Here is a 20,126-nt window from a genome sequence, read left to right on the forward strand (position 1 = left end):
TGAGCTCGCCCCGGAGAGCGAGCCCCTTCGGGTTGCGGTGGTGGAGGTCAAAGCGCCGGCGCCGAGGGCCGGCAAGGCGAGGCGGAGCGACGCTCCACCAGATCCAAGTGCAGCGCGTCTGCCCTGCCCTATTGGATCGTGACGATAGACCCGAACCCGGACCCTGGCGTGAAGTCGATCCCGCGTATCACGGGTACGAACCGGTCGGTGAGAATGACGGTTTCACTGACGGACCCGTCCGGACTTTCCGCAAGCTCGACGGAGCGGACCTTGTCCTTGTACGTGTCGCCCTTGATCAACAGGGTGCGACCGCTGCCGGAGCTCACGATGCCGTGAGCCTGGCCCGCCGCCAGCGCCAGCGCCAAATGCCATCGCCCCATTTCGGTCAAGGGCGGGCGGTGGGCGCCTTTCGTACCGCCAAAGTGGATCCGGAACTGCGGCCAGAGCGTATGGGGGTGCAGTCGCGCCACCTCGGCCGCGAGCTGTGCGGCGTCGATGCGGACCGCGTGGAAGTGACCTTCCCCACCTGCAATCTCGGGCACGGCGTACGGCTCGGCGGTCCAGCACTCGGGCAAACCCTGATCGTGCGCCTCGCCCTTGCCGGCGGCAATGAGCGCCGACACGGTGCGAGGTTCAGGCCGGTCCGAGCGGCGCCGAACGCCAAACACGACGCACTGCTTGAACTGCTGCTCCGGCGCCATATGGAAGCGAAGGCGATCGAAGTTACGGGCGAGAAGGCCTGCGAACTCCGCATCGAGCACGTAGTAGGGCACGATGAGAACGAGGACGCCCCCGAACGCGAGGCTTTGAAAGGTCCGCCGGAAGAAGATCTTCTCGAGCCGGTCCGGTCCTTTGTCGCCGGTCTGCGCCCGATCCGCCACCGCGTCGCCATAGGGCGGATTAAGGAACAAGAGCCCCATCGATCTGGGCGCGACGACGACGTCCTGAATGTCGGCATGAATCGCGAGGTCCAGGACGGTTTTTGCATGCCAGGCCCGCTCGGCATCGAACTCGACACCGCATGTCTGAACCGCGGCACCGCATTCTGCCAACGCCTCGCCGACTCGGTGGAGTGCGGCGCCTTCTCCGCAGCACGGATCCAGGATCCGCAGCTCGTTGCCCGCCACATCGAGGGCGGTAACGATCCGCTCGAGCGTCGCCTGATCGGTCGGGAAGTAGCCGTTCTTGATGAAATTGTTCGCCAGGCGCGGGAATATCAAGGCCATGGAATCTTCTCCTCGGAGGAAACGTGTGGGACGCGGACCCTCGGCAGGTCGATCGCGACCCGCGGGTGGTGGTGCACGATGTCCCGGAGCGATAGGCTCGGTCCTGTTGCAGGGACTGACAGGCTGATGCATCAGGCAACACACGCGGCGGGCCAATGGCCGCGCGCGGCAAACGGACTCCCATCGTCGGTCTGCCCCGTGCAGGCCGACGATGGGAACCCGCTGGTTCCGCTTGGACGAGACTTGAACGATGCCTTCGTCACACCCGCGGGCCCAGGCGCATGGCCCTGGAAGCCCGTGGCTCGGATGCGAGGCACCCCGGTGGAAGGCGTGGGTGCCGATGAAAGGGCGCGCGGGGCAAAACCGCCGACGCAAATGCCGCAACACATCGGGCGTGCTGCTGCCCAGTTGTTCATGGCCCCTCGCGGGCTGGCGGCCGGCGTCGGCCGCGGGATTGATCTAGGATGCGTCCGCTTTCACGGCGAGGTAGGCCTGATACCGGTCGGATTCCTCCGGATACCAAACCTGCTCTTCCGGCACAAAGCCGTATTGGAGTCCGGCTTTCAGGCGGTTGCGCTGCTCCCGAAAGCGCCGGCGATCATCGAGGGTCGGATCGAGCTTCACCGGTTGGCGCGCCGCGACCAGCGCGTGGAGTTCATCGCCGAACAGCGCGAGGTCGGGCGATTCATCCGACCCCGTGGTTGGCGACGCCGACCGCGCCTCCTCCCCCTGCCCGCGTTCGATCGCGGGCGCATTGCTTGCCTCCAGCTCGCGACGCCCAACACTTCGATCACCGGTGTGGGCCGAGACCTCGTCAGCGGGGTCGGGTTCGATCGGCGCTTCCGGCAAGCTCCTTTCGGTGCCGCTATCAACATGCAGATCGACGAGTCGGGCGCGGATCTCCAGCACGAGCCGGCCATTGCTGGCGTAGGACCACGGGAAGATGCGCTGGATGATATAGCGCCCCGCGTAGCTCCCTTCCTCGAACTGGTCGAGGATGGGATCCTTGACGCGAAACTCGCCGATGTCGGTCAGCAGGTCGCCGACACAGAACGGCCCATTGGCCCCCGTGATACGCTTGATGTTCAGGGTCCCTTCGACGGTAATACTCACGATCGCGATCTCCGAATGTGACATCGGAGGCCTGCCCACCCGAAGGGGACGAGCGCCCCGATGGGTGGTTGAGAATCGGACACCGAATGGGTCAAGCCCTCGGCGCGTGCGACACAAGGGGGCCACCAACGTGATCGGTGGCCCCGGCTTTGAAATATGCACCGGGTTTCCGGACCGGTACAGGATCGAAGCGGACAGGCAAAACCCTGCCGACGGACCCCGGGCCTGACGGCCGTCCCAGTTTCAGGGGCTGACTGGGCGCACCACGCACGTTTTTGCCGAAACGTGCAAAACGGCTGGAACAACAACGAAAGGCTCTTTCTTCAGACCGTGGCCTGGAGAAAGAGCCCTTCTTGATGAAGGGCTCCCGAGGTTGTAGCGACTGACCGGGTGATCACCCGTTGGTGCCGTTGCGCTCTTGGTGAGCGCTTTCGGCGGATTCCTGAAAAGCTGTAGTCTTCGGGCGCTCGAAGACCGTTTCACCGTCCACCTTGACGTGCGTCAGCAACAGCAGACGGCCCTTGATGATGACTCTCGGTTCCTTACCGGGCTCGCCGGTCTCGGAATCCTTGACGTCCGCATAGTAAAGATGTGGGTAGATGTCGCCCACGCGGAATGACACAAAGACCTTGCGGTCCTGCTGCACATCCGGCTTGAAGCGTTCAACGAGCTCGGTGCACTCGGCACCAACCACTCGAAGGTCGAAGTATGTGTACGCGGGTTCCGTGACGGACCCATGAACAGCATTGATCGCGCATGCGAGAAAGGGCTCGCCTCGACGACCGCCGCCGCGCGGTTTCACCCACCGGACCCGGCCCAGATAGCCGCATCCCTTGGTATGCAGATCGAAATGCTCCTTCTCGGGAGCGGAGTTGGAAGCAACTTGCTTGGATTCGGTCATGACGGTCTCCAAACGAAAAAATCGGGAGACCACACGTCCCATGATCGGGAAGTGAATCTTCCCGATCGGGTGGGTGATACAGACGGAACCCCGGACCTGACGGTCGTTCCGGTTACAGGGGCTGACCGGACACAGTACAACGGCCGCATGGCCGAATACTGCCGACGATTCTACGCCAAGAGCACTCGCCGTCAACGGGGAAACGCCTCGCGTAGCAGCGCCGCAGAAGCGGGCACCCCCTATGGGACCCTCTGGCACAACCGTTCGAGCGTACCTTTCGCCTGACCAACCCGCCTTGCATTTCGTCGTTTGATCAGGGATAGTCCCGCGGGCAGGCTTAATCCGCCGAACGGTTACCCGTCGCACGCGATCGCGGCCAGCTTTCGATCTTCGAAGGCGTCTTGCGAACGCTGTACCCGTTAGTCGACATGCAGCCCGGCGATGCCGAATCCCCCGGACACCACGAGCAGCAGTATCGAGCAAACGCCTTCACGCCGCACTTACCCCGGCTGTCTCTGCCCTTCTTCTCGGCTACACGACTTCTCGCATTTGCAGCACCACGCTTCTGCGCCGGATTTGATGCCCGTCCCGCAGGGCGCCCGAGCCACAGCTGCGGCGCATAGCGCGCGGGTCCTGATGCGCCGATCGTATGAAACACCCGGCGCGCCAAGTTACGCTCCCCGATTGGACTCTCCCTATCAAAGGAGCAGCACACGACTTGACCGCGCCATCCGAGCTGTAACCACATGACATTCCCAAGGCATGGAGGCAGCGTTATGAACGTCATGCACATCAATACCCACCCAGCCCGTCTGCGGCCGGGTGAGATGGCAATCCACTTCGAGCACGGTTGGGTCGAGATCCTCGAGCGCACCGGAACTCGGCTACGAATACGGCGGATCGACTGCTCACCGTCGCTGCCCGACGGCGAAGACCTCACCGCCTGGGAAGACTGGGTCGGGTGCGACAGCTTGAAACCGATGCCGAGACCGTCAAAGGGCGGGGAATCCGCAGCCCGAATTCCTCTCGACCTTGCGGAGCGACGAACTCCACCGCGGAGCTAGCTGCTTGGCGGCCTTCGTACCCTCAGCGCATCCGACACTCCATGAACTCGACAGCCGGTACCGCCCCGCCAGGCGACACTATGAGGAACCTCGCTCTACACAATCCACGCACAACGATGAGGCGCGTCGGCAGTCACAGCCCCGATAAGCATCTCCGCGACTTGTCCACAGCGCCATCCCCAATTTTTGTGGACAAGCGGCTCATCCATGGCATGGAGCACCGCAAGCCTAGAGCACGCATACAACAGCCACTTTCATTTCTGATTCCACCGCAGCTCGTCCGCGGGCGGAGGGCGATGACGCTCGTGCTGCCCTTCCGGTCGACATTCTGATCGGACGATCGGACGTCGGCCTCGTTGGAAGGTTGGCATGCCGTCAAGTTAGACTATCCATTTCGGAAGAGCGCGTGACGCGTGCGTTGCGCCGGCTGCGGCGCAAATGCACCGCAGGTCCGCCGCGGCCCCGTGTGGATCTTTGATGATCTTCTCAAGGAACCGAAACCCAGCCCTCAAGCGCTTGGTGGGCCGCCGCATCCAGGGTCGTGGGATGGAAAGGATCGCCGTAATTGCGATCCTGTTGATCCTCCAACATCTGACCGAGCATGCCGAGTCGGTTGGAATAGTCCCATATTCCGCCGCGCACTGCGCCCATGGCCTTGGCGTCAAGGTTTTCGGTGGCTGGCAAGTCGTGGATGGTGAGGTGGGTCATGGCAATTCTCCCAAAGTGTGAGTCGCGTCTCGGATGGTAGTGAGCTGCATGTTGCGCTCGCCACTCCTATTGCAGAAAGCGCGCCAGGGTGTCGTCATGAGCACTAGGAGACAAGGTAACGTATTGAAAAGGGGAAAAATGTGAAACCGCGGCGATCGCGACGAAGGCGCCAATGGTACTGATGGCGGAGGTCAAAACGGTGGGCAATATCCAACAAATTGAGGAGAGGTGTTCGGTCTGTCGAATCACCGTTGGGTGCCGACACCGTATAAAGAATCGATGAATCCGCCCCCGATAACCCCGCCGTCGCCTTGACGTGTCGGAACATCGCGCCTAAGAATATATCCATCGTCCGGTCAGCCCCTGTAACCGGAACGGCCTTCGGGTTCGGGGTCCCTGAAGTTCATGTCGCTCTCATCGGGCAACAGCTCTCGACAGTTCGTCGAACGCAGCTGTCGTCGTTCTTCCGCTTCCCACTGCGGGAACTCGGACATTCGGCTTGAGGGGCAGCGGCGCATGCGCTCGAGTCCTTAGATCCCCGTTTCACAGCTCGCAGCACAGAGCCTCCTCGACGAGCCTAGTCGTGGGCGAAGGATTTGGACGTTCTTCAAGAAAGCGCAATCACCCTGAATCTCCGTGCAGATCGTGCTCGGCCACCTTTTGCACCGCTGATGTTGCGAACGCGTCTGCGCCGTGCTGCGCCTCCCGTAGCCCTCTCTATCCCGCGGCCCTTCGGCTGGCCGCCTTCCTCCGGAATCGAATCACCTGCGGCCACCCCGGCAGTGGGTACCCGTCGTGAGGATTTCCCCTGCACTTGCCAAACGGCGTTCGCAACGGTATTTTCGCGCCGTCTCTGGGGCGCTACGCCACTTCTCGAGACGCGGCCGGGACGCCTTGCTCTCTCGCTTCGCGCGACACCCTCGCTTATTTCCTTGCTCGTAGATCGGCACTTCTCGCCGCTCTGACTTCGACTCGTCCTGACTCCCCGCCGCGACCGATGCAATCGCCATTGGCACGGCTCGGCATGCATCGACCATCCGGACAACGAACACCAGCAAGGAGAAACAAATGAAGCAGGAATTTCAGGCACCGCTCGGCGTCCACCGCATCGGCAACCTGACCGACCCCGATCACGGCATTGGTGGTAACACTGCACCATGCTCGGTGAGTATTGAGCACGTCGCTCATATCCTGGCGAGCACGTGCTGCTTCGCCGGCCGAGCAAGCGCCTTCTACTCGGTCGCCCAGCACGACTACCTTGCGAGTACGATCGTGCCACCGGAAGACGCCCTGGCAGCACTCCTTCTCCACGCCGGAGACGCGCTTAAGGAGTTGGTCCCCCTGTGTCTCGACGCCGAGGGACAGACTACCGCGGACATTCTGGCCGATCTCGGTGCCCCGCCCTGCCTTCCCGCGTCAGTCAAGTACGCGGATCTCATACTCCGTACCACTGCGCGGAGCGATCTCGACCCGTCCCAGGAAGATGCGTGGATCAGAACGACGCACGCCTCGCCCCTGACCCAGCCCATCCAGCCTCTCGCGCCCATCGTCGCGAAGCACCTCTTCGTCGATCGCTATTTCGAGCTCCGACCCGAAGCGGATCCGAGACGGCCCGCTATCAAGGAGGACGAGACATGAAGAGATATGCTTCCGGCGCCGATCCACAGCTTCTTTCATCAGAGGACACGAACCTCAAAAGCAACGGAGTCTGAATCGTGACGAAGGAGACCTTTACTCTCACTGAAGCGGCCGAGTACCTCAATACTTCCACGGAGACTCTCGAGGAGCTAATCGACACGGGGGCGATGCCGGCAGGACGAATCGGGAAGGCCTACGTCCTCCACATTGCCGACTTGCGTGAGTACCTTCGCGCCGAGATCGAGCGCCAGACGGCCGAGCGGCGCGACTACGCGCGGCGGATTGCGGCTGGACAGATGGCGCGGTCGGAGCGCCCCGCGATCAAGACAGCGTCGGGGGCGGCGCGGACGAAGTATGGGCGACGAAACAAGCTTCCGGCGCTCCCGGCGCTCGACGCGTGACGCTCACCACAGCCGGTCGGCGAAGCTGGAGGCCCTCAGGTTCATGTATCGCTGGTGGGCACGCTCGGACAGGTGCCCGACCATCTTTCTGATCACCGCGCTTTCGAGCGTGGTCCGCTCGTAGAGCCGCGATATCCCCTCATGGCGTAAATCGTGGAACGTCAGGTCCGCGCACTTCGCCGCGGCGAAGATCCCCGCGTACTGGCGCGACAACAATGAGGTGACACGATCGAGTTCATCGTCCTCAAGACTGCCGCTTCACCATGGGAATAGCACCCCGCCCGTGCGATCACCGACGTACTCGCGCAGCACCCTGTCCGCGACGCTCGTAATCGGCACCTGGCGCTTGTCTCCGTTCTTCGTTCGATCGAGAAAGACCGTTCGCTTCGCGAGGTTCACCTGTTCCACCGTGAGCGTGAACATCTCCCGCAAGCGCATTGACGATTCCAACGCCAAATCGAACACCGCCACCAGCGCGTCACGGTGTCGAAGCGTGAGCGCTCGCTGTTTTCCCTCCGGCTTCTGGCCGGCGAGAATTTGACGAATGCGCTCCTCCTCCCCCGCCTGCAGACGGCGGTCGCGCTCTGTATCCTCGCGCGGCCCCTTGCCGTTTACCGTCGCGACCTTACCGTCCGATTCGCTGTAACTGGCGTAGCCCTTTGGAAGAAGCCTGACGGGATTGCCGGGAAAGCTGTCAGCGTGGCGCCTGGCGAGCCAGTCCAAGCAGCGGGCGAGCGCTCCGACATGGTGACGGATCGTGGACGGGGCAAGCGCCTGAACGCGTTTCATATCCCCGATCCACTTCTCGACCCAGCCGTAGTCCAGTTCGGAGATTCGCACTGCGCCTATGCGGCCGATCTGCATGCCAAGTAGTTGGGTATCGGAGCGCGACACCGCCATCTTGTCGCGGTACTCCTCGATGGCCTCCGCCAAGATGACGATCCCGCCGGCCTGGCGTTTGAACTCGTCTGGGACGATGCCCCGGTCGAGCATCGCCTCCAGGCGCCTACAATAGGCCTCGCCCTCCTCTAGATCCCTAAAGGTGAGATAGAGCGGCTTCGGCAGCACACCCCTGCGCCGAACGACGAACTCCCAGGACTTGGAACTGCGCTGTCGCTTCGTCGGCATCGAGAACTCGCATCGACGGCAAATCGTCACGCTGACGAGTGGTTTTGCCACAAAACTGGAGTGGCACTGTGGGGGGGTGTTCGTTTTGGCACTTTCCAGTGAGGGGCCGGGGAGCCCAGAGGCCGCGTGGGGACTGGGGTTGGGGTGCGGCAGGCCCAATCGGCTAGTTGGCACAAAACCGCGCGCAGACTGAGCAGGTTTGCGCGGATTGTGGCACCGAGTCGGGCGAAACTGGGCGCGCGGTGGAAGTCCGGATCGTTCGCGGCTTTGGCGCGCGCGATGCGCGTCGAGGGGGCGCGGACGCGCAGAGTGCCGATCGTGAATGAATGATCGGTGCGGCGACGGCCCGGAGAGGCGCGTCGCTCGTGCAGGTACGCGTGAAGTTGCTGGAACGGGTCGAAACGGCGGCGGTCGGGCATGTCCTTCCGCCCCCTTCACGCGCTGCGCGACGGCGCGTTCGTAATGCAGAAGCGCAGGTAATTAGCGATATCCGTCTCGGTGATGGTCGCGCTGCGCGGCAGGAAGTGCGCGTAGAGCGCGCGCACGATGTAGCCCTCTTCCTCGATACTCATTCCGGACCCGGCGGGGTCGAGCACCTCGTCGGCCGCGCGCAGCACCTTTTCGAACAGCACTACGTCCAGATCGGCCGTCGCGCCGTGATAGGGCACGCCCATGATGACGGGCGGCGCGGGCGTGGCGGTGACGCCGAGCTTCACCTCGGGGGCCGTACGAAGCACATCCTCGAGCTGATCCGATCGGGCGGCCTCGGCCCGGTGCACCTCGTCCAGGATTACGGCCCCAGGCGGCCGCAGCACCCGCGCCTGCAGCACTTCTTCTTCCGTTACTACCTCGCCGCGCAGGTGCCGCCGGATCAGTCCGAGTAACGGGTCTGGCGGCGTGTACTTGCGCTTCACGCCACCTTTTCCACCTTGGGCGTGAACTTCTACGAACGGCCACCCTTCTCGCTCGACCAACTTCCGCCATCCCCGCTCTGAGAGCGGTGCTCCCGGAAGGCGAAGGTCCACCAGCTCAGAACATGAGAAGCGGTCCAGCTCGGAACTTGAGTTCCGAGCTTCAATAGAGTGTTCCGAGCTTTTTTCTTGTGTCATGTTTTGAATGAAATCAACAGGTTAGTCGTTATCTATCGGCGCGGCTCAAATTGCCTGCGCCCGATTTAGCTCGGAACTGTTGACGAGTTCCGTACAGGGCCGTACTATTCCGACATCAAACGGCGAAAGAGGAATAGACATGGCCCGCAAACCCCCCGCAAAAGACTGGGACCGCTATCAGGTGACCGCGGCGCTCAAGCGCGCCGGCATATCCTTCGCGGGACTCGCCCGCGCCCACAACCTGCACCACACCTCGGTACGCACCGCGCTGTACCAAAGCTCGCCGCGCTGCGAGGCGCTCATCGCCGCCGCCCTGGGCGTGCGGCCGGAATCGATCTGGCCGAGCCGCTACACCGCGGACGCGGTGGCCGCCAACCCGTGGCGTCGCCACGCTCTGGCCCGCCTCGGACACCCCGCCGCCGACCTGGCGGGCGGGAGTTCGGAACCAATTTCCAAGCATGAAACTGTATTTGGAAGTTTGCATTGTACCGAGCTTGCCGAGGGCTACAACGGCAGCGCGCGGGTCGCTGCGTAGACATCACCGCGTTGATACCGAAACGAGTAACCCAGGTCAGGACAGCGCGAAATGACGTCGTTTTTTGAGTTTCCACGGGAGGCAGACATGAGACGCGATGCGATGACCATCGATTTGTTCGAGGTGCCGCAGCCGCTTCCGGCGCTGGAAGGGACGCACGACTTCCGCACGGTGGTGTGCGGGCTGGTGTGCGAGGTGCTCGATCAGGCGAAGGCGGCCGGGCTGAGTCGCGAAGCGGTGGCGGCGGAGGCGGCGCGCCTGACCGGTCGGAACGTCAGCAAGGGGATGTTGAACAACTACACGAGCGTTGCGCACGAGGATTTCAACGTGCCGTTGTGGGTGGTGCCGGCGCTGGAGTCCGTGTGCGGTTCGCATTTGCTGACGCAGTGGCTGGTGGGCACCCGAGGCGGAAAGCTCCTGGTCGGGCGCGAGGCACTGAACGCCGAGCTCGGGCGACTGGAGCGGGCGCGCGACGAGGCGGCCCGGAAGATCAAGCAACTGAAGAACGTGATGGGAGAGCAGGCATGAGTCATCGGTCACATCAGCCGTTGCTCGATGGGGCGCATCAGTCCCTGAGCAGCAGCCAGAACCCGATCAGCAGCATGACGAGCCCTTGTCCGACGAAGGACAGTGACCAGGCAGACAGCGGGCCCGCCCCGGCGTCGATGAATTGCCCGGCAACGATGTCGAGTTGCCCCCAGATGATGAAGAACAGCGCCCTGAAAGAGGGCGGCCGGCGAGCGGTCGGGCGACTGCTGGTGGCAATTGTGCTGTTGGTTTCAGCTGGTGCGCAGTCGTGCGTGGTGCTCGGCGAAACCGGCGGGGCGCTCCCTGTCTGGGTGCTCTGGGGCCTTCTCCAAGCGGCGACGGTGGCGGGTATCGCCGCGATGAGCGCGGCTAGGACTGTGGCCGAAGCTTGATCAATTTCCATGAGGGTTCTTCCGTGAAGGTGAATGGTATGCAAGTTGGTAGCCTGCGGCGCCATTCTATCGGCATGAACCCTCGCCATTTCGAGGGAGGGGCGCAGCGATGACGCGCAAGACGCATTACTCGTGCGCGGAATTGGCGGCGCTGCGGTTGCCGGGGTGTCCGGGGTCCGAGCGGGGATGGAGGAAGGTCGTCGATCGCGACGGTTACTCCTTTACCGAGGTGCCGGTGCAAGGCGGAAAGAACGGCGTGCGCCGCGAATACGCCCCACCTGCCGCGGTCGCGAAGCTGATCGACCGCGCGGAAGGCATCGTCGCGGCCGGCGACCGGGCGGCGCGGGTATCGGCGGTGCTGGAGCAGTTCGACCGTGACGACGCGACGCGAGATGCGAACCGCCGGGCGAAGGGCGAGGCCGCGCTGGCGATGCTGGCGGAGGGGATGACCGACAGGCAGCGCAGCCGATTCGACGGCCGGCTGGCGATCGTGCAGGGGTGGGAGGTGTGGTTCGTGCAGGCGCAGCCGATGCGCAAGAAGGCCGGGCTGCATACGTTTGCGGCGCTGTACAACGAGGACCGCCTGCCGCCGCTGCCGACCATCACGGCGGCGGTGCGCGAAGCCTTCCCGGAGATCTCGTATCGCAGCGTGGAGCGCTGGCATGGCGACTACGAGCGCGACGGCCTGGCGGGGCTGATCGACAAGCAGGACGGAAAGCTGCTGAAGGATGTGAACGTCTTCACCAAGCAGCCGGCGCTCTACAACGCGGCGCTGGCGCTGATCGTACAGCGGCCGAACATCAAGGTCTCCGACCTGGTGGAGATGTTGCAGGAGGCAGCGGTCGACGGCGAGACGGGAGAGATCCTGTTCGAGGCGCCGAGCACGCATGCGGCGTACCGCTTCGTGAAGAACTGGAAGGCGAAGCACCCCGAGCTGTACCTGGCCGCGACGAACCCGGACGAGTGGAAGAACCGCTGCATGTCGGCGGTGGGCAACGCCAGCGAGGACGTGGAGCGGCTGAACCAGCGCTGGGAGATGGACGCGACGCCGGCGGACTGGATGCTGACCGACCCGGAGAGCGGGCAGCGGCGGCGCTACACGTGCTCGGTGGTGATCGACTTGTACAGCCGGCGGATGCTGGTGGTGCTGTCGCGCACGCCGAAGGCGCAGACGCACATGTTCTGCCTGCGCCTGGCGTTACTGGCGTGGGGCGTGCCGGAGGTGATCGTTACCGACAACGGGCAGGACTACAAGGCCAACGAATTCCGCATGGCGCTGGAGGCGCTGGGCATCGAGCAGCGGGTGACGGCGCCGTTTTCGCCGTGGCAGAAGCCGCACGTGGAGCGCGGCATCGGCGTGATGCTGCACAGCATCCTGGAGCTGCTGCCGAACTTCGTCGGGCACAACGTGGCCGAGCGCAGCGCGATCGAGTCGCGGCGGGCGTTTTCGGAGCGCCTGTTCCAGAAGGACAGCGTGATCGAGCTGGACATGCGCCCGGCCGAGCTGCAGGGGCTGATCAATGACTGGCTGGCCGGCACCTACGAGCAGCGCCCGCACGGGGAAACGAACGAGGCGCCCTTTGCGCGCGCCGCGGCGTGGGCCGGCACGGTGCGCCGCATCGATGACGAGCGCGCGCTGGATGTGCTGCTGGCACCGCTGATGGACCCCCGCACGCTGCAGAAGAAGGGGCTGCAGATCGACGGCGGCTGGTATGCCGCGCCGGAACTCTTCCGCCTGGTGGAGGTGGGCACCGAGGTGACGGTGCGCGAGACCGAGGACTTCGGGACGGTGGTGGTGCATCAGGAGGCGAAGTTCATCTGCGCGGCGATCTGCCCGGAGCGCAAGGGCGTGAGCCGCAAGGAGCTGGCCGCGCACGTGCGCAACGCGCAGGCGAAGCGGGTGAAGGAAGACAAGAAACGGCTGCGCCTGGCCAGCAAGATCGACCCGGACCGCATGGTGGGCGAGCTGCTGCGCAAGAAGGCCGCGAAGGCCGGAAAGCTGGCCGCGCTGCCGAGCCGCGAGACGGTGGCGCATCAGTCGGAGGGGCTGGAGCAGGCGGCGCGTGCTGCCAAACGGCTGGACGGCGGGCGCGAGGCCGCGCCGCTTTCCGCCGAGACCGCCCGCGCGCTGGCTGCCAAGCAAGCCGAACGGGCGATGCCGCCCGCCGCGGCGGCAGTGCAACCGCAGGTGATTCAGATCCCGGAAACGCCGGAGCTGCGCTTCCGCAAATGGCTGGAAATCAACGAAACCGCTGAACGAGGAGAGGTGATCGACGACGCAAAACTGCAGAAGTGGTGGGGGCTGTATCAGCAGTCATCCGAATTCGGCGCGCTGATGAGACGCCACAAAGCCGCCCTGAACAACACGGGCACCACGGTGGCCGCCGTGATGCCCGTCAGAACCGCAACCGCAATCTGAGACCGGATTATGAACATGAACGATTTGCCGAACAAGGCGCTTCCCGCGGGCGTGGTGCCGATCGCCTCGCTCGACCTGGTGAGCGTGACGCTCGAAAAACTGCTGAACCGCCACGCCAACATGGCCGGGCTGGGCGTGCTGTACGGCCCGCCGGGACGCGGCAAGAGCATGGCCGCGGGGGCGATGGTGAGCCAGTACCGGGCGTACTACATCCAGGTGCGGAGGGTGTGGAGCGTGAAGGTTGTGCTGCAGAAGATCCTGCTGGAGATGGGCGTGGCGGAGCCGAAAGGCACGCCGACGACCGCGGCGCTGCTCGACATGGTGACGACGCAACTGAGCAAGAGCAACCGCCCGCTGATCCTGGACGAGGCGGACTACCTGATCCGCACGGACAGCCTGATCGAGACCGTGCGCGACATCTACGAGGGCTCGCGCAAGCCGGTGTTGCTGGTGGGTACCGATGACCTGCGCACCGGGCTGCGCAAGTGGAAGCAGATGCACAGCCGGGTGTATGCGTGGGAAGAGGCGCTGCCGGTGTCGCTGGAAGACGCGGCGAAGCTCGCCACGGTGTATGCGGCGGGGGTGAGCGTAGCGCCCGATCTGCTCGCCGAGATCGTGGCGCGGGTGGATGGGTCGGTGCGCTACACGTGCGTGAACCTCTCGCGCATCCGCGACGAGGCCCTGGTGATGGGCGAGGACGAGATGACGCTGGCCAAGTGGGGCGACCGGGCGATCTACACGGACGACAGCGAGGGCGGCCAGTGATGAAGGTGCGTGAGTTGATCCAGATCCTTCAATCGCTCCCGCCGGACATGCCGGTGGCGGTTGAGGCCGATCCCCGCCACGTGTGCGGCGTGCGGGTCCAGACGGTATTTACCGGTTCGGCGCCCGGACAGCGCAACGAGGCATGGCTGGTGACCGCGGAGGGGCTGCACGATGTCGCGTAAGCCCGCCCACCTTGAAATGTCCGGCGGCAAGTCGCCACGCCAGCGGGTGTGGGAAGCCGTGCGCGGCCTGGTTGACTATGAAGGGGGTTTCACCGCTGCCGACGCGTCGCGCGCCAGCAAGGTCGAGCTCGGCATCGTCGCCGAGTACCTCAAGGCACTCCATGCGGGCGGCTACCTCGGCCGTCACGATGCTGCGCGCAAGGGAGAGCCACATCGTTACTGGCTGGAGCGCGATAACGGCATCGAAGCGCCTCGTCTGCGCCGTGACGGTTCAGAAGTAACGGCCGGGCGCGGCAACGAGAACATGTGGCAGGCGATGCGTCACTTCCTGCCGACGTTCGACTTCCGGGAGCTGGCCGCCTACGCCAGCACAGCCGAGCATCCGGTGCTGCCGGACACCGCCAAGGCTTTTGTGCTGACGCTGCACGCGGCCGGCTATCTGGAGGAAATCACTCCCGCCAAGCGCGGCTGTCAGGCCCGGCCGGCACGGTTCGCCCTGCGCGGGGACATGAATACCGGTCCGCGCCCGCCGATGATCCAGCGCACCAAGGCGGTGTTCGACGCCAACCTCGGGCGGGTGATGTGGCACGAGGAGCCGGAGTGGGAGGGTGCGCAATGAGCGACCTTTCCTACATGCAGGAACGCTGGTTCGAGGTGCTGAAGAGTGCCTGCGCGGAGCGCGGCGTAACGACCGTGGCGGCCGAGCTGGGGTTCTCGAACCACACGGGCACCAGCCGTGTGCTGGCCGGGAAGTACGGCGACACGAAACGTTTCGCTGCCCGCGTGCTGGCCCGACTGGATACGGTGAATTGCCCGCATACCGGTGCAAACGAGGCGCGCGCGCTGTGCCATGCGCAGCTCGCCGCCGAGCCGCCGACCCACAACCCGTACCGGCTGGCGCACTGGCATGCGTGCCGCCGTTGCGCCCACCGTCCGGAGGAATCATGACCCCCACCGAATTCTGCGAAACCCGCCTGCTGCCCGTCGTCATCGCCTTCGGCGCCGGCGTACTGGCGATGGGCTTCGCGGTCGATTACCGCGAGGCGCATGCGTTCGACGTGGCGGCCCGTGCCGTCGCCGTCGCCGAGATCTATCGCGACGCGTGCGGTCCGGTCTGGCCGCCTGTCGAGTTGCCCGCGGCCGACCTCGCGAAGATCGCGGGGGCGCGGCCGTGAAGACGCCCGCCGCGGCTGCCGAGCTGGCGCTGTCCGATCGCATCCTCGCCGCGATCGCGCGCAGTGACAGCCGCCGTCCGGCCCGCGCGGCCGACGTTGCAGCCGTCATCGGCGGCGCCGAGGCGGCGTTCTGGGCGGCACTCGAACGCCTCACCGGCGAGCGTCGCATCAACACCGCGCACGTTCAGAAGCAAGGCGACCGGGCGCCGTGGCTCGCGATCTGGCCGACCGGCCTGACCGCAAAGAGCGCCGCCTGGACGAGCGACAGCCACGGCGCGCTGTTCGTGAAGCACCGCCCCGACGATCTCTTTCTCGCATATGCCCCGCGCGTCGCTGCGACCCCGGCAACGAAGTCTGCCCCTGTTCAGGAGCCCAAAGAAATGGAAACCCATCGCAAGAAAGGCCAGCTCAAAACCCAATTCGTCGCACTCGTCGCCGGCCTCGGCCCCGACCGCGCCATCACGCTCGCCGCCGCGGCGCAGAAGCTCGGCTGCAGCGTCGAGAGCCTGCGGCATACCGCGCGGACCCTCGCTGAGAAGGGCGAAGTCGGCGAAACCACGTTGGAGAGCAGCGGGCGCGACGTGCACGCGTACCACGCCGCCACGCCGTCCCCGGCCGTACCCGAGCCAGTAGCGCCCGAAGCGCCGGTGCTGACCGCAGCCGAACGAGGCGCTGTCGCACTGGCGCTCCCCGAGCCGATGCCTGCACCGATCGAACCCGCGCCGCAACCGCTCTACCGCGCCGGCGACATCCGCGTCACCGAGATCCACCCCGGCGAAGCCGCGCGCATCGAGTTCGCGCTGTGGGACGACGGGCGGCTGACGATCGCCGAGGGCGACGAGATCCTGCTGCTGCCGGCTGAAGCGACGAAGCGCCTCGCGCTGCTGCTCGGCGTGCCCGGCTCGGAGCTGCCGTCCGCGCGCGCACCGCGGATGTCGCCGCTGCCGCAGCTCGTCGGCGCCGTCGCGGAGGCCCGCGCGTGATCCCGCTCGCGATCCAGGCCGCAGAGGCGGCCGCGGCCTATGCCGACTTCCTCGCCACCCGCCGCCTCCGGCAGGCACCGCCGAGGCGCGGCGCCAACACGCTCGACAGCTATGCCGCCCTGTGGCTGCAGGGCCTCGCCGACGCCGGCGAGCCGCTATGCATCGGCGATCTGCTGTCGCGGCACGGCACGGCGGGCGCGTCGAAGAGCCATCTCACCCGGGGCATCGCCGCCCTCGTCGAGCGGGGGCACGCGGAGTTCGTGCGCCGCGGCGCGAAGGGCCGGCGCTACTACGTCATCACCCCGGCCGGGCGCGACGCGCTCGCCGCAAACACCCCTCGCCATCAATAGGAGCCGCAGTACATGGCCAAGAAGCCGACCCGTCACAAAACCGCAGCCGCCCCGGTGCCCGTGCCGCAGACCCGCGACCAGGTCTCGAACCACATCCGGGAGATCGGCGAGCGCAACCGCGAGCTCATGCGCATCACCGCCGCGATGAACGACGAGCTCGCCGCCGTCAAGGAGCGTTGGGAAGCCGAAGCCCAGCCGCACTCGCAGCGCATCGAATCGCTCACCGCCGGCATCCAGATCTGGAGCGAGGCCAACCGCGACACGCTCACCCAGGGCGGCAAGACGAAGACCGCGACCTTCCCGGCCGGCGAGATCGCGTGGCGCCTGCGCCCGCCGTCGGTGCGCGTCACCGGTGCCGAAGCCGTCCTCGATGCGCTGCGCCGCCTGGGGCTCTCGCGCTTCGTCCGCCAGAAGGACGAAGTGAACAAGGAAGCCATCCTCAACGAGCCCGCGGCGGTCGCGAACGTGCCCGGCATCAGCATCAGCCAGGGCGAGGACTTCGTCGTCACGCCGTTCGAGGCCGAGCTGTCGGAGGCGGTGTGATGTTCTTCAGGAACCTGATGATCTACCGCCTCCCCGCGCCTTGGCATGTGACCGCCGAGCAGCTCGAAGAGCAGCTCTCCCGCAAGCGGTTTGTTGCCTGCGGCAGCCAAGACGCAGAAACCCGCGGTTGGGTGTCGCCCACTGGTGACGAGTTCCTCGTCCATCGTGTCGGCGAACAGTGGCTGATTGCGCTCGGCACGGAACAGAAGCTGCTGCCGTCGGCGGTCGTCGCCCAGGAGGCCGAGAAGCGCGCGGAGGAGATCGCCGAGCGGCAGGGCTACAAGCTCGGCCGCAAGCAGATGAAGGACCTGCGCGAGCAGGTGATGCAGGAACTCCTGCCGCGCGCCTTCACCCGACAGCGCCGCGTCTTCGCGTGGATCGACTCTGTCGGCGGTTGGCTCGCGATCGACGCCCCGAGTCAGGTGCGCGCCGAGGATCTCCTCGAAGTGCTGCGCCAGTCGCTCGACGAGTTGCCGCTCTCCCTCGTCCGCACCGAGCGCTCGCCCACCTCGGCGATGGCTGATTGGCTCGCGGACAACGAGGCGCCGGAAGGCTTCACGATCGACCAGGACTGCGAGCTGCGCTCGGTCAGCGAGGACAAGGCCGCGGTGCGCTACGTGCGCCACGCGCTCGAAGGCGACGAGGTGCGCGGCCACATCGGGGCGGGGAAGCTGCCGACACGGCTCGCCCTCACTTTCGATGATCGCGTGAGCTTCGTGTTGACCGAAAAGCTTGAGATCAAGCGCCTCGACTTCCTCGAAGTCGTCAAGGACAAGCTCGACGAGCACGGCGCAGAGGACGCACGCGCGCTGTTCGACGCCGGGTTCGCGCTGATGACCGGGGAACTCGGGCGCCTGCTCCCTGAATTGGTTTCCGCCCTCGGTGGCGAGCTCGCCACCGCCGGCTGAATACGCATCACCGAAGGAAACCGTCGGGCCAATAACGGAACCAGCCGGTACGGAAAAAGCAAAGAGCCAGCCTGGGGAAACCCGAAATTGGCGGCCGGGAACCGGCAACTCACACAACCAGGAGTACCACGAGATGAACAAGAAAGAGCTGATCGACGAGCTACACATGCGCATCAATCGCCCCACCGACCAACCGCCAGTCACGAAGTCCGCCATCGAGCGCGTGCTCGACGCCCAGGCGGAAGTGATGCACGCGCACCTGTCGGCGCGCGGCGCCGAACTGAGCCTTCCCGGCATCGGCAAGTTCGCCGCTAAACATCGCGATCCGCGCACAGGACGCAACCCGCAAACCGGTGCGCCGGTAGAGATCCCAGCCCGGCGCGTGCCGACGTTCTCGGCGTCGAAAGCGCTTAAAGACGCGGTGCAGGCATGACCCGCAAGGGCAAGGGGTCCATCCGGATTACGAAGTCGAAGTCCGGTACTCGGATTCGCGTGACGGGGCACGCCGCGCAGGCGCTGTTCGACGCACTCGTGAAAAGCGCCGAAGCGCAGCGCCCCGAGTTCAGTCCCGAACACCTTGTTCAGCGTCCAGCGGTTAATGCCGAAGCCCCGCGCGCAGAGTTCAGTACCGAATCGACCCGGCACCGTCGCCCGAATCCGGCCCACGGTGCACCGAAACCGCCGGGGCACAACCCCGTCGGTTGACGACGTCGTCTGGCTCGATGGCCTCGTTACAACGGGGCTATCCGGCGAGACAGGTAACGCCAGGAGGAAAGATGCTCACGAAGGAACAATGGGCGCAGGTCGAGGCCGACCTGTCGCACCCGTACTGCCCCGTCGGCCTGCGCTGTGACGATCACGAGATCACGATCAAGGTCGAGCGCGAAAAGGGATTGAAGTTCGTGGTCACCGTCTATGTCGACGGCTGGATCAAGGGCGAATGGTTCAAGGGCGAGCCCGAGCATGTGCGCAAGTTCTGGCGCGAGCATCGCTCGTTCTTGTGGAAACCCAAGCAGCGCGCCGAGGCCGCGAAGCGGCTGAAGCAGCGCGGGCTGTCGAAGGATAGCCGCGAGTGGTACGGCAAGGTCGTCGAGGCGAAAACCGAGCCCATGTGGCTCCCGAGCTGGCCGAGCGCGAAGGCCCTGTGCCGCCATCTGCGCAAGACCTGCACGACGATTGAACGCATCCAGTCGGAGACCTGACCATGGCTGCATCCGCTCCCCTCGCTGTGCAGATCGCCGCCCGCCGCCGCGCCGTGTTCGCGGCCTGCAAGGCCAACGGCCTCGACGACGACGCGCGACGACAGCTCGTGAAGAATCTCACCGGCTGCGCGAGCCTCGCCGATTGCACGATGGGCCAGCTCTCCGAGGTGCTGAACCACCTCAACCGTGGCAAGCAAGGTTACGCCGGCCGCAAGCGCACCACGCCGACCGCCGACCGCGCGCCGCTGCTCGCGAAGATCGACGCGCTGCTCGCCGAGCTGCACCGCGTCACCGGCGAAGTGCATACCCTCAAGTACGCCGACGCGATCGCCAAGCGCAACGGCTGGGCCGAGTGCGTCGACTTCGCCGATCCGGTCGCGCTCAAGCACATCGTCGGCGCGCTCAACCGCACGCTGCAGTTCAAGCTGGCGAAATGAAGCGCCCAGCCCCGCCGATCCTCGAATCCGACCTCCCCGCGACCGCGCGCGACCTCGTGCGCCTGGTCGGCTGGGCGAAAGCCGAAGCGCTGATCCGCGAACTCGGCGGCATCCCGTACCCAGTGCCGAAAGCGGCCGACAACAACGCGGCGGGCGCGATGCGCTTCGAACGCCTCGCCGAGATCGTCGGCACCCGCGGCGCCGATCGCATCGTCGGCGAGTACGGCGGCGACGTGATGGAGATCCCGAACTGTAAGACGGCGATCGCCCGCGCGCGAATGCGGGCCATGCGAGCGCGCTGCGACGCCGGCGCCACGCTCGAAGAGATCGCGCTGGAGTTCGGCTGCACGACGCGCTGGGTGACGGAGGTGCTGAAGCGCCCCGACGACGGCGCGGGCCGGGTGCTGGAGCGTGGTGGG

27 protein-coding genes are annotated in these 20,126 nt (G+C 65.5%); 19 read left to right on the forward strand and 8 right to left on the reverse strand.

What is annotated here, in order from left to right; translation table 11 throughout:
• Positions 1–128: 128 nt before the first annotated feature.
• From ROZ37_RS15910 to ROZ37_RS15925, 4 genes are all read right to left on the reverse strand, one after another.
• The gene (locus tag ROZ37_RS15910) at positions 129–1,226 is read right to left on the reverse strand and encodes a DUF6094 domain-containing protein (protein WP_312660771.1); all 1,098 of its coding nucleotides are present in this window, start codon (positions 1,224–1,226) and stop codon (positions 129–131) included.
• A gap of 459 nt (positions 1,227–1,685) precedes the next feature.
• The gene (locus tag ROZ37_RS15915; RefSeq protein ID WP_312660772.1) at positions 1,686–2,339 is read right to left on the reverse strand and encodes a DUF3275 family protein; all 654 of its coding nucleotides are present in this window, start codon (positions 2,337–2,339) and stop codon (positions 1,686–1,688) included.
• A 394-nt stretch (positions 2,340–2,733) separates the two neighbouring features.
• The gene (locus tag ROZ37_RS15920; protein WP_312660773.1) at positions 2,734–3,240 is read right to left on the reverse strand and encodes a DUF3577 domain-containing protein; all 507 of its coding nucleotides are present in this window, start codon (positions 3,238–3,240) and stop codon (positions 2,734–2,736) included.
• A gap of 1,550 nt (positions 3,241–4,790) precedes the next feature.
• Positions 4,791–5,012, reverse strand: coding sequence for a hypothetical protein (locus ROZ37_RS15925; protein WP_312660774.1), 222 nt, complete (start codon positions 5,010–5,012; stop codon positions 4,791–4,793).
• A 1,068-nt stretch (positions 5,013–6,080) separates the two neighbouring features.
• Between ROZ37_RS15925 and ROZ37_RS15930 the strand changes: the two genes are divergently transcribed.
• Both ROZ37_RS15930 and ROZ37_RS15935 read left to right on the forward strand, forming a co-directional pair.
• A complete protein-coding gene (locus ROZ37_RS15930; protein ID WP_312660777.1) occupies positions 6,081–6,650 on the forward strand; it encodes a hypothetical protein in 570 nt (189 codons plus the stop codon).
• 77 nt (positions 6,651–6,727) lie between these two features.
• A complete protein-coding gene (locus ROZ37_RS15935; RefSeq protein WP_312660780.1) occupies positions 6,728–7,051 on the forward strand; it encodes a helix-turn-helix domain-containing protein in 324 nt (107 codons plus the stop codon).
• Positions 7,052–7,054: 3 nt separating this feature from the next.
• Here ROZ37_RS15935 and ROZ37_RS15940 read toward each other — a convergent pair whose 3' ends face one another.
• The 3 genes from ROZ37_RS15940 to ROZ37_RS15950 form a co-directional block, all read right to left on the reverse strand.
• Entirely contained in the window at positions 7,055–7,264 is a 210-nt protein-coding gene (locus ROZ37_RS15940; protein WP_312660782.1) for a hypothetical protein, read from the reverse strand.
• 45 nt (positions 7,265–7,309) lie between these two features.
• Complete coding sequence (locus ROZ37_RS15945) at positions 7,310–8,179, reverse strand: tyrosine-type recombinase/integrase (RefSeq protein ID WP_312660784.1); 870 nt, start codon at positions 8,177–8,179, stop codon at positions 7,310–7,312.
• A gap of 434 nt (positions 8,180–8,613) precedes the next feature.
• Entirely contained in the window at positions 8,614–9,093 is a 480-nt protein-coding gene (locus tag ROZ37_RS15950; protein WP_312660785.1) for a hypothetical protein, read from the reverse strand.
• 334 nt (positions 9,094–9,427) lie between these two features.
• Here ROZ37_RS15950 and ROZ37_RS15955 point away from each other — a divergent pair, with 334 nt between their 5' ends.
• On the forward strand, positions 9,428–9,823 hold the full coding sequence (locus ROZ37_RS15955) for a helix-turn-helix domain-containing protein (RefSeq protein WP_312660787.1): 396 nt from the start codon (positions 9,428–9,430) through the stop codon (positions 9,821–9,823).
• Positions 9,824–9,925: 102 nt separating this feature from the next.
• Positions 9,926–10,351 carry a hypothetical protein gene (locus ROZ37_RS15960; RefSeq protein WP_312660788.1) on the forward strand — a complete coding sequence of 142 codons (426 nt, stop codon included), beginning with the start codon at positions 9,926–9,928 and terminating at the stop codon, positions 10,349–10,351.
• Positions 10,352–10,388: 37 nt separating this feature from the next.
• On the opposite strand, the gene ROZ37_RS15965 is transcribed toward ROZ37_RS15960, so the two are convergent.
• Positions 10,389–10,754 (reverse strand): hypothetical protein, encoded by a 366-nt coding sequence (locus ROZ37_RS15965; RefSeq protein ID WP_312660790.1) that lies wholly within the window; start codon positions 10,752–10,754, stop codon positions 10,389–10,391.
• A 98-nt stretch (positions 10,755–10,852) separates the two neighbouring features.
• Between ROZ37_RS15965 and ROZ37_RS15970 the strand changes: the two genes are divergently transcribed.
• From ROZ37_RS15970 to ROZ37_RS16040, 15 genes are all read left to right on the forward strand, one after another.
• Positions 10,853–13,162: a DDE-type integrase/transposase/recombinase gene (locus ROZ37_RS15970; RefSeq protein ID WP_312660791.1), complete on the forward strand. Its 2,310-nt coding sequence runs from the start codon at positions 10,853–10,855 to the stop codon at positions 13,160–13,162.
• Between the two features lie 15 nt (positions 13,163–13,177).
• Positions 13,178–13,927 (forward strand): ATP-binding protein, encoded by a 750-nt coding sequence (locus tag ROZ37_RS15975; RefSeq protein WP_312660793.1) that lies wholly within the window; start codon positions 13,178–13,180, stop codon positions 13,925–13,927.
• Positions 13,927–14,109: a hypothetical protein gene (locus ROZ37_RS15980; RefSeq protein WP_312660794.1), complete on the forward strand. Its 183-nt coding sequence runs from the start codon at positions 13,927–13,929 to the stop codon at positions 14,107–14,109. Before ROZ37_RS15975 ends, ROZ37_RS15980 begins: the two co-directional genes overlap by 1 nt.
• On the forward strand, positions 14,099–14,728 hold the full coding sequence (locus ROZ37_RS15985; RefSeq protein ID WP_312660796.1) for a hypothetical protein: 630 nt from the start codon (positions 14,099–14,101) through the stop codon (positions 14,726–14,728). Before ROZ37_RS15980 ends, ROZ37_RS15985 begins: the two co-directional genes overlap by 11 nt.
• The gene (locus ROZ37_RS15990) at positions 14,725–15,057 is read left to right on the forward strand and encodes a hypothetical protein (protein WP_312660797.1); all 333 of its coding nucleotides are present in this window, start codon (positions 14,725–14,727) and stop codon (positions 15,055–15,057) included. The genes ROZ37_RS15985 and ROZ37_RS15990 overlap by 4 nt, the downstream gene beginning before the upstream one ends.
• On the forward strand, positions 15,054–15,284 hold the full coding sequence (locus ROZ37_RS15995; protein WP_312656908.1) for a hypothetical protein: 231 nt from the start codon (positions 15,054–15,056) through the stop codon (positions 15,282–15,284). Before ROZ37_RS15990 ends, ROZ37_RS15995 begins: the two co-directional genes overlap by 4 nt.
• The gene (locus tag ROZ37_RS16000; protein ID WP_312660798.1) at positions 15,281–16,267 is read left to right on the forward strand and encodes a hypothetical protein; all 987 of its coding nucleotides are present in this window, start codon (positions 15,281–15,283) and stop codon (positions 16,265–16,267) included. Before ROZ37_RS15995 ends, ROZ37_RS16000 begins: the two co-directional genes overlap by 4 nt.
• Positions 16,264–16,617: a hypothetical protein gene (locus ROZ37_RS16005; protein ID WP_312660800.1), complete on the forward strand. Its 354-nt coding sequence runs from the start codon at positions 16,264–16,266 to the stop codon at positions 16,615–16,617. Before ROZ37_RS16000 ends, ROZ37_RS16005 begins: the two co-directional genes overlap by 4 nt.
• A gap of 12 nt (positions 16,618–16,629) precedes the next feature.
• Positions 16,630–17,160, forward strand: coding sequence for a host-nuclease inhibitor Gam family protein (locus ROZ37_RS16010; protein ID WP_312660801.1), 531 nt, complete (start codon positions 16,630–16,632; stop codon positions 17,158–17,160).
• Positions 17,160–18,068 carry a recombination-associated protein RdgC gene (locus ROZ37_RS16015; RefSeq protein WP_312660802.1) on the forward strand — a complete coding sequence of 303 codons (909 nt, stop codon included), beginning with the start codon at positions 17,160–17,162 and terminating at the stop codon, positions 18,066–18,068. Before ROZ37_RS16010 ends, ROZ37_RS16015 begins: the two co-directional genes overlap by 1 nt.
• Positions 18,069–18,201: 133 nt before the next feature.
• Positions 18,202–18,501, forward strand: coding sequence for an HU family DNA-binding protein (locus tag ROZ37_RS16020; RefSeq protein ID WP_312660803.1), 300 nt, complete (start codon positions 18,202–18,204; stop codon positions 18,499–18,501).
• Entirely contained in the window at positions 18,498–18,773 is a 276-nt protein-coding gene (locus ROZ37_RS16025) for a hypothetical protein (protein WP_312660804.1), read from the forward strand. The genes ROZ37_RS16020 and ROZ37_RS16025 overlap by 4 nt, the downstream gene beginning before the upstream one ends.
• Positions 18,774–18,844: 71 nt before the next feature.
• Positions 18,845–19,270 (forward strand): hypothetical protein, encoded by a 426-nt coding sequence (locus tag ROZ37_RS16030; RefSeq protein WP_312660807.1) that lies wholly within the window; start codon positions 18,845–18,847, stop codon positions 19,268–19,270.
• A 2-nt stretch (positions 19,271–19,272) separates the two neighbouring features.
• Entirely contained in the window at positions 19,273–19,707 is a 435-nt protein-coding gene (locus ROZ37_RS16035) for a phage protein GemA/Gp16 family protein (protein ID WP_312660809.1), read from the forward strand.
• Positions 19,704–20,126: Mor transcription activator family protein (locus ROZ37_RS16040; protein ID WP_312660812.1), on the forward strand; the 423-nt coding region annotated here is incomplete at its 3' end. The genes ROZ37_RS16035 and ROZ37_RS16040, both read left to right, overlap by 4 nt.

This window comes from Aromatoleum sp. (assembly GCF_032027225.1).
Taxonomy (GTDB): domain Bacteria; phylum Pseudomonadota; class Gammaproteobacteria; order Burkholderiales; family Rhodocyclaceae; genus Aromatoleum.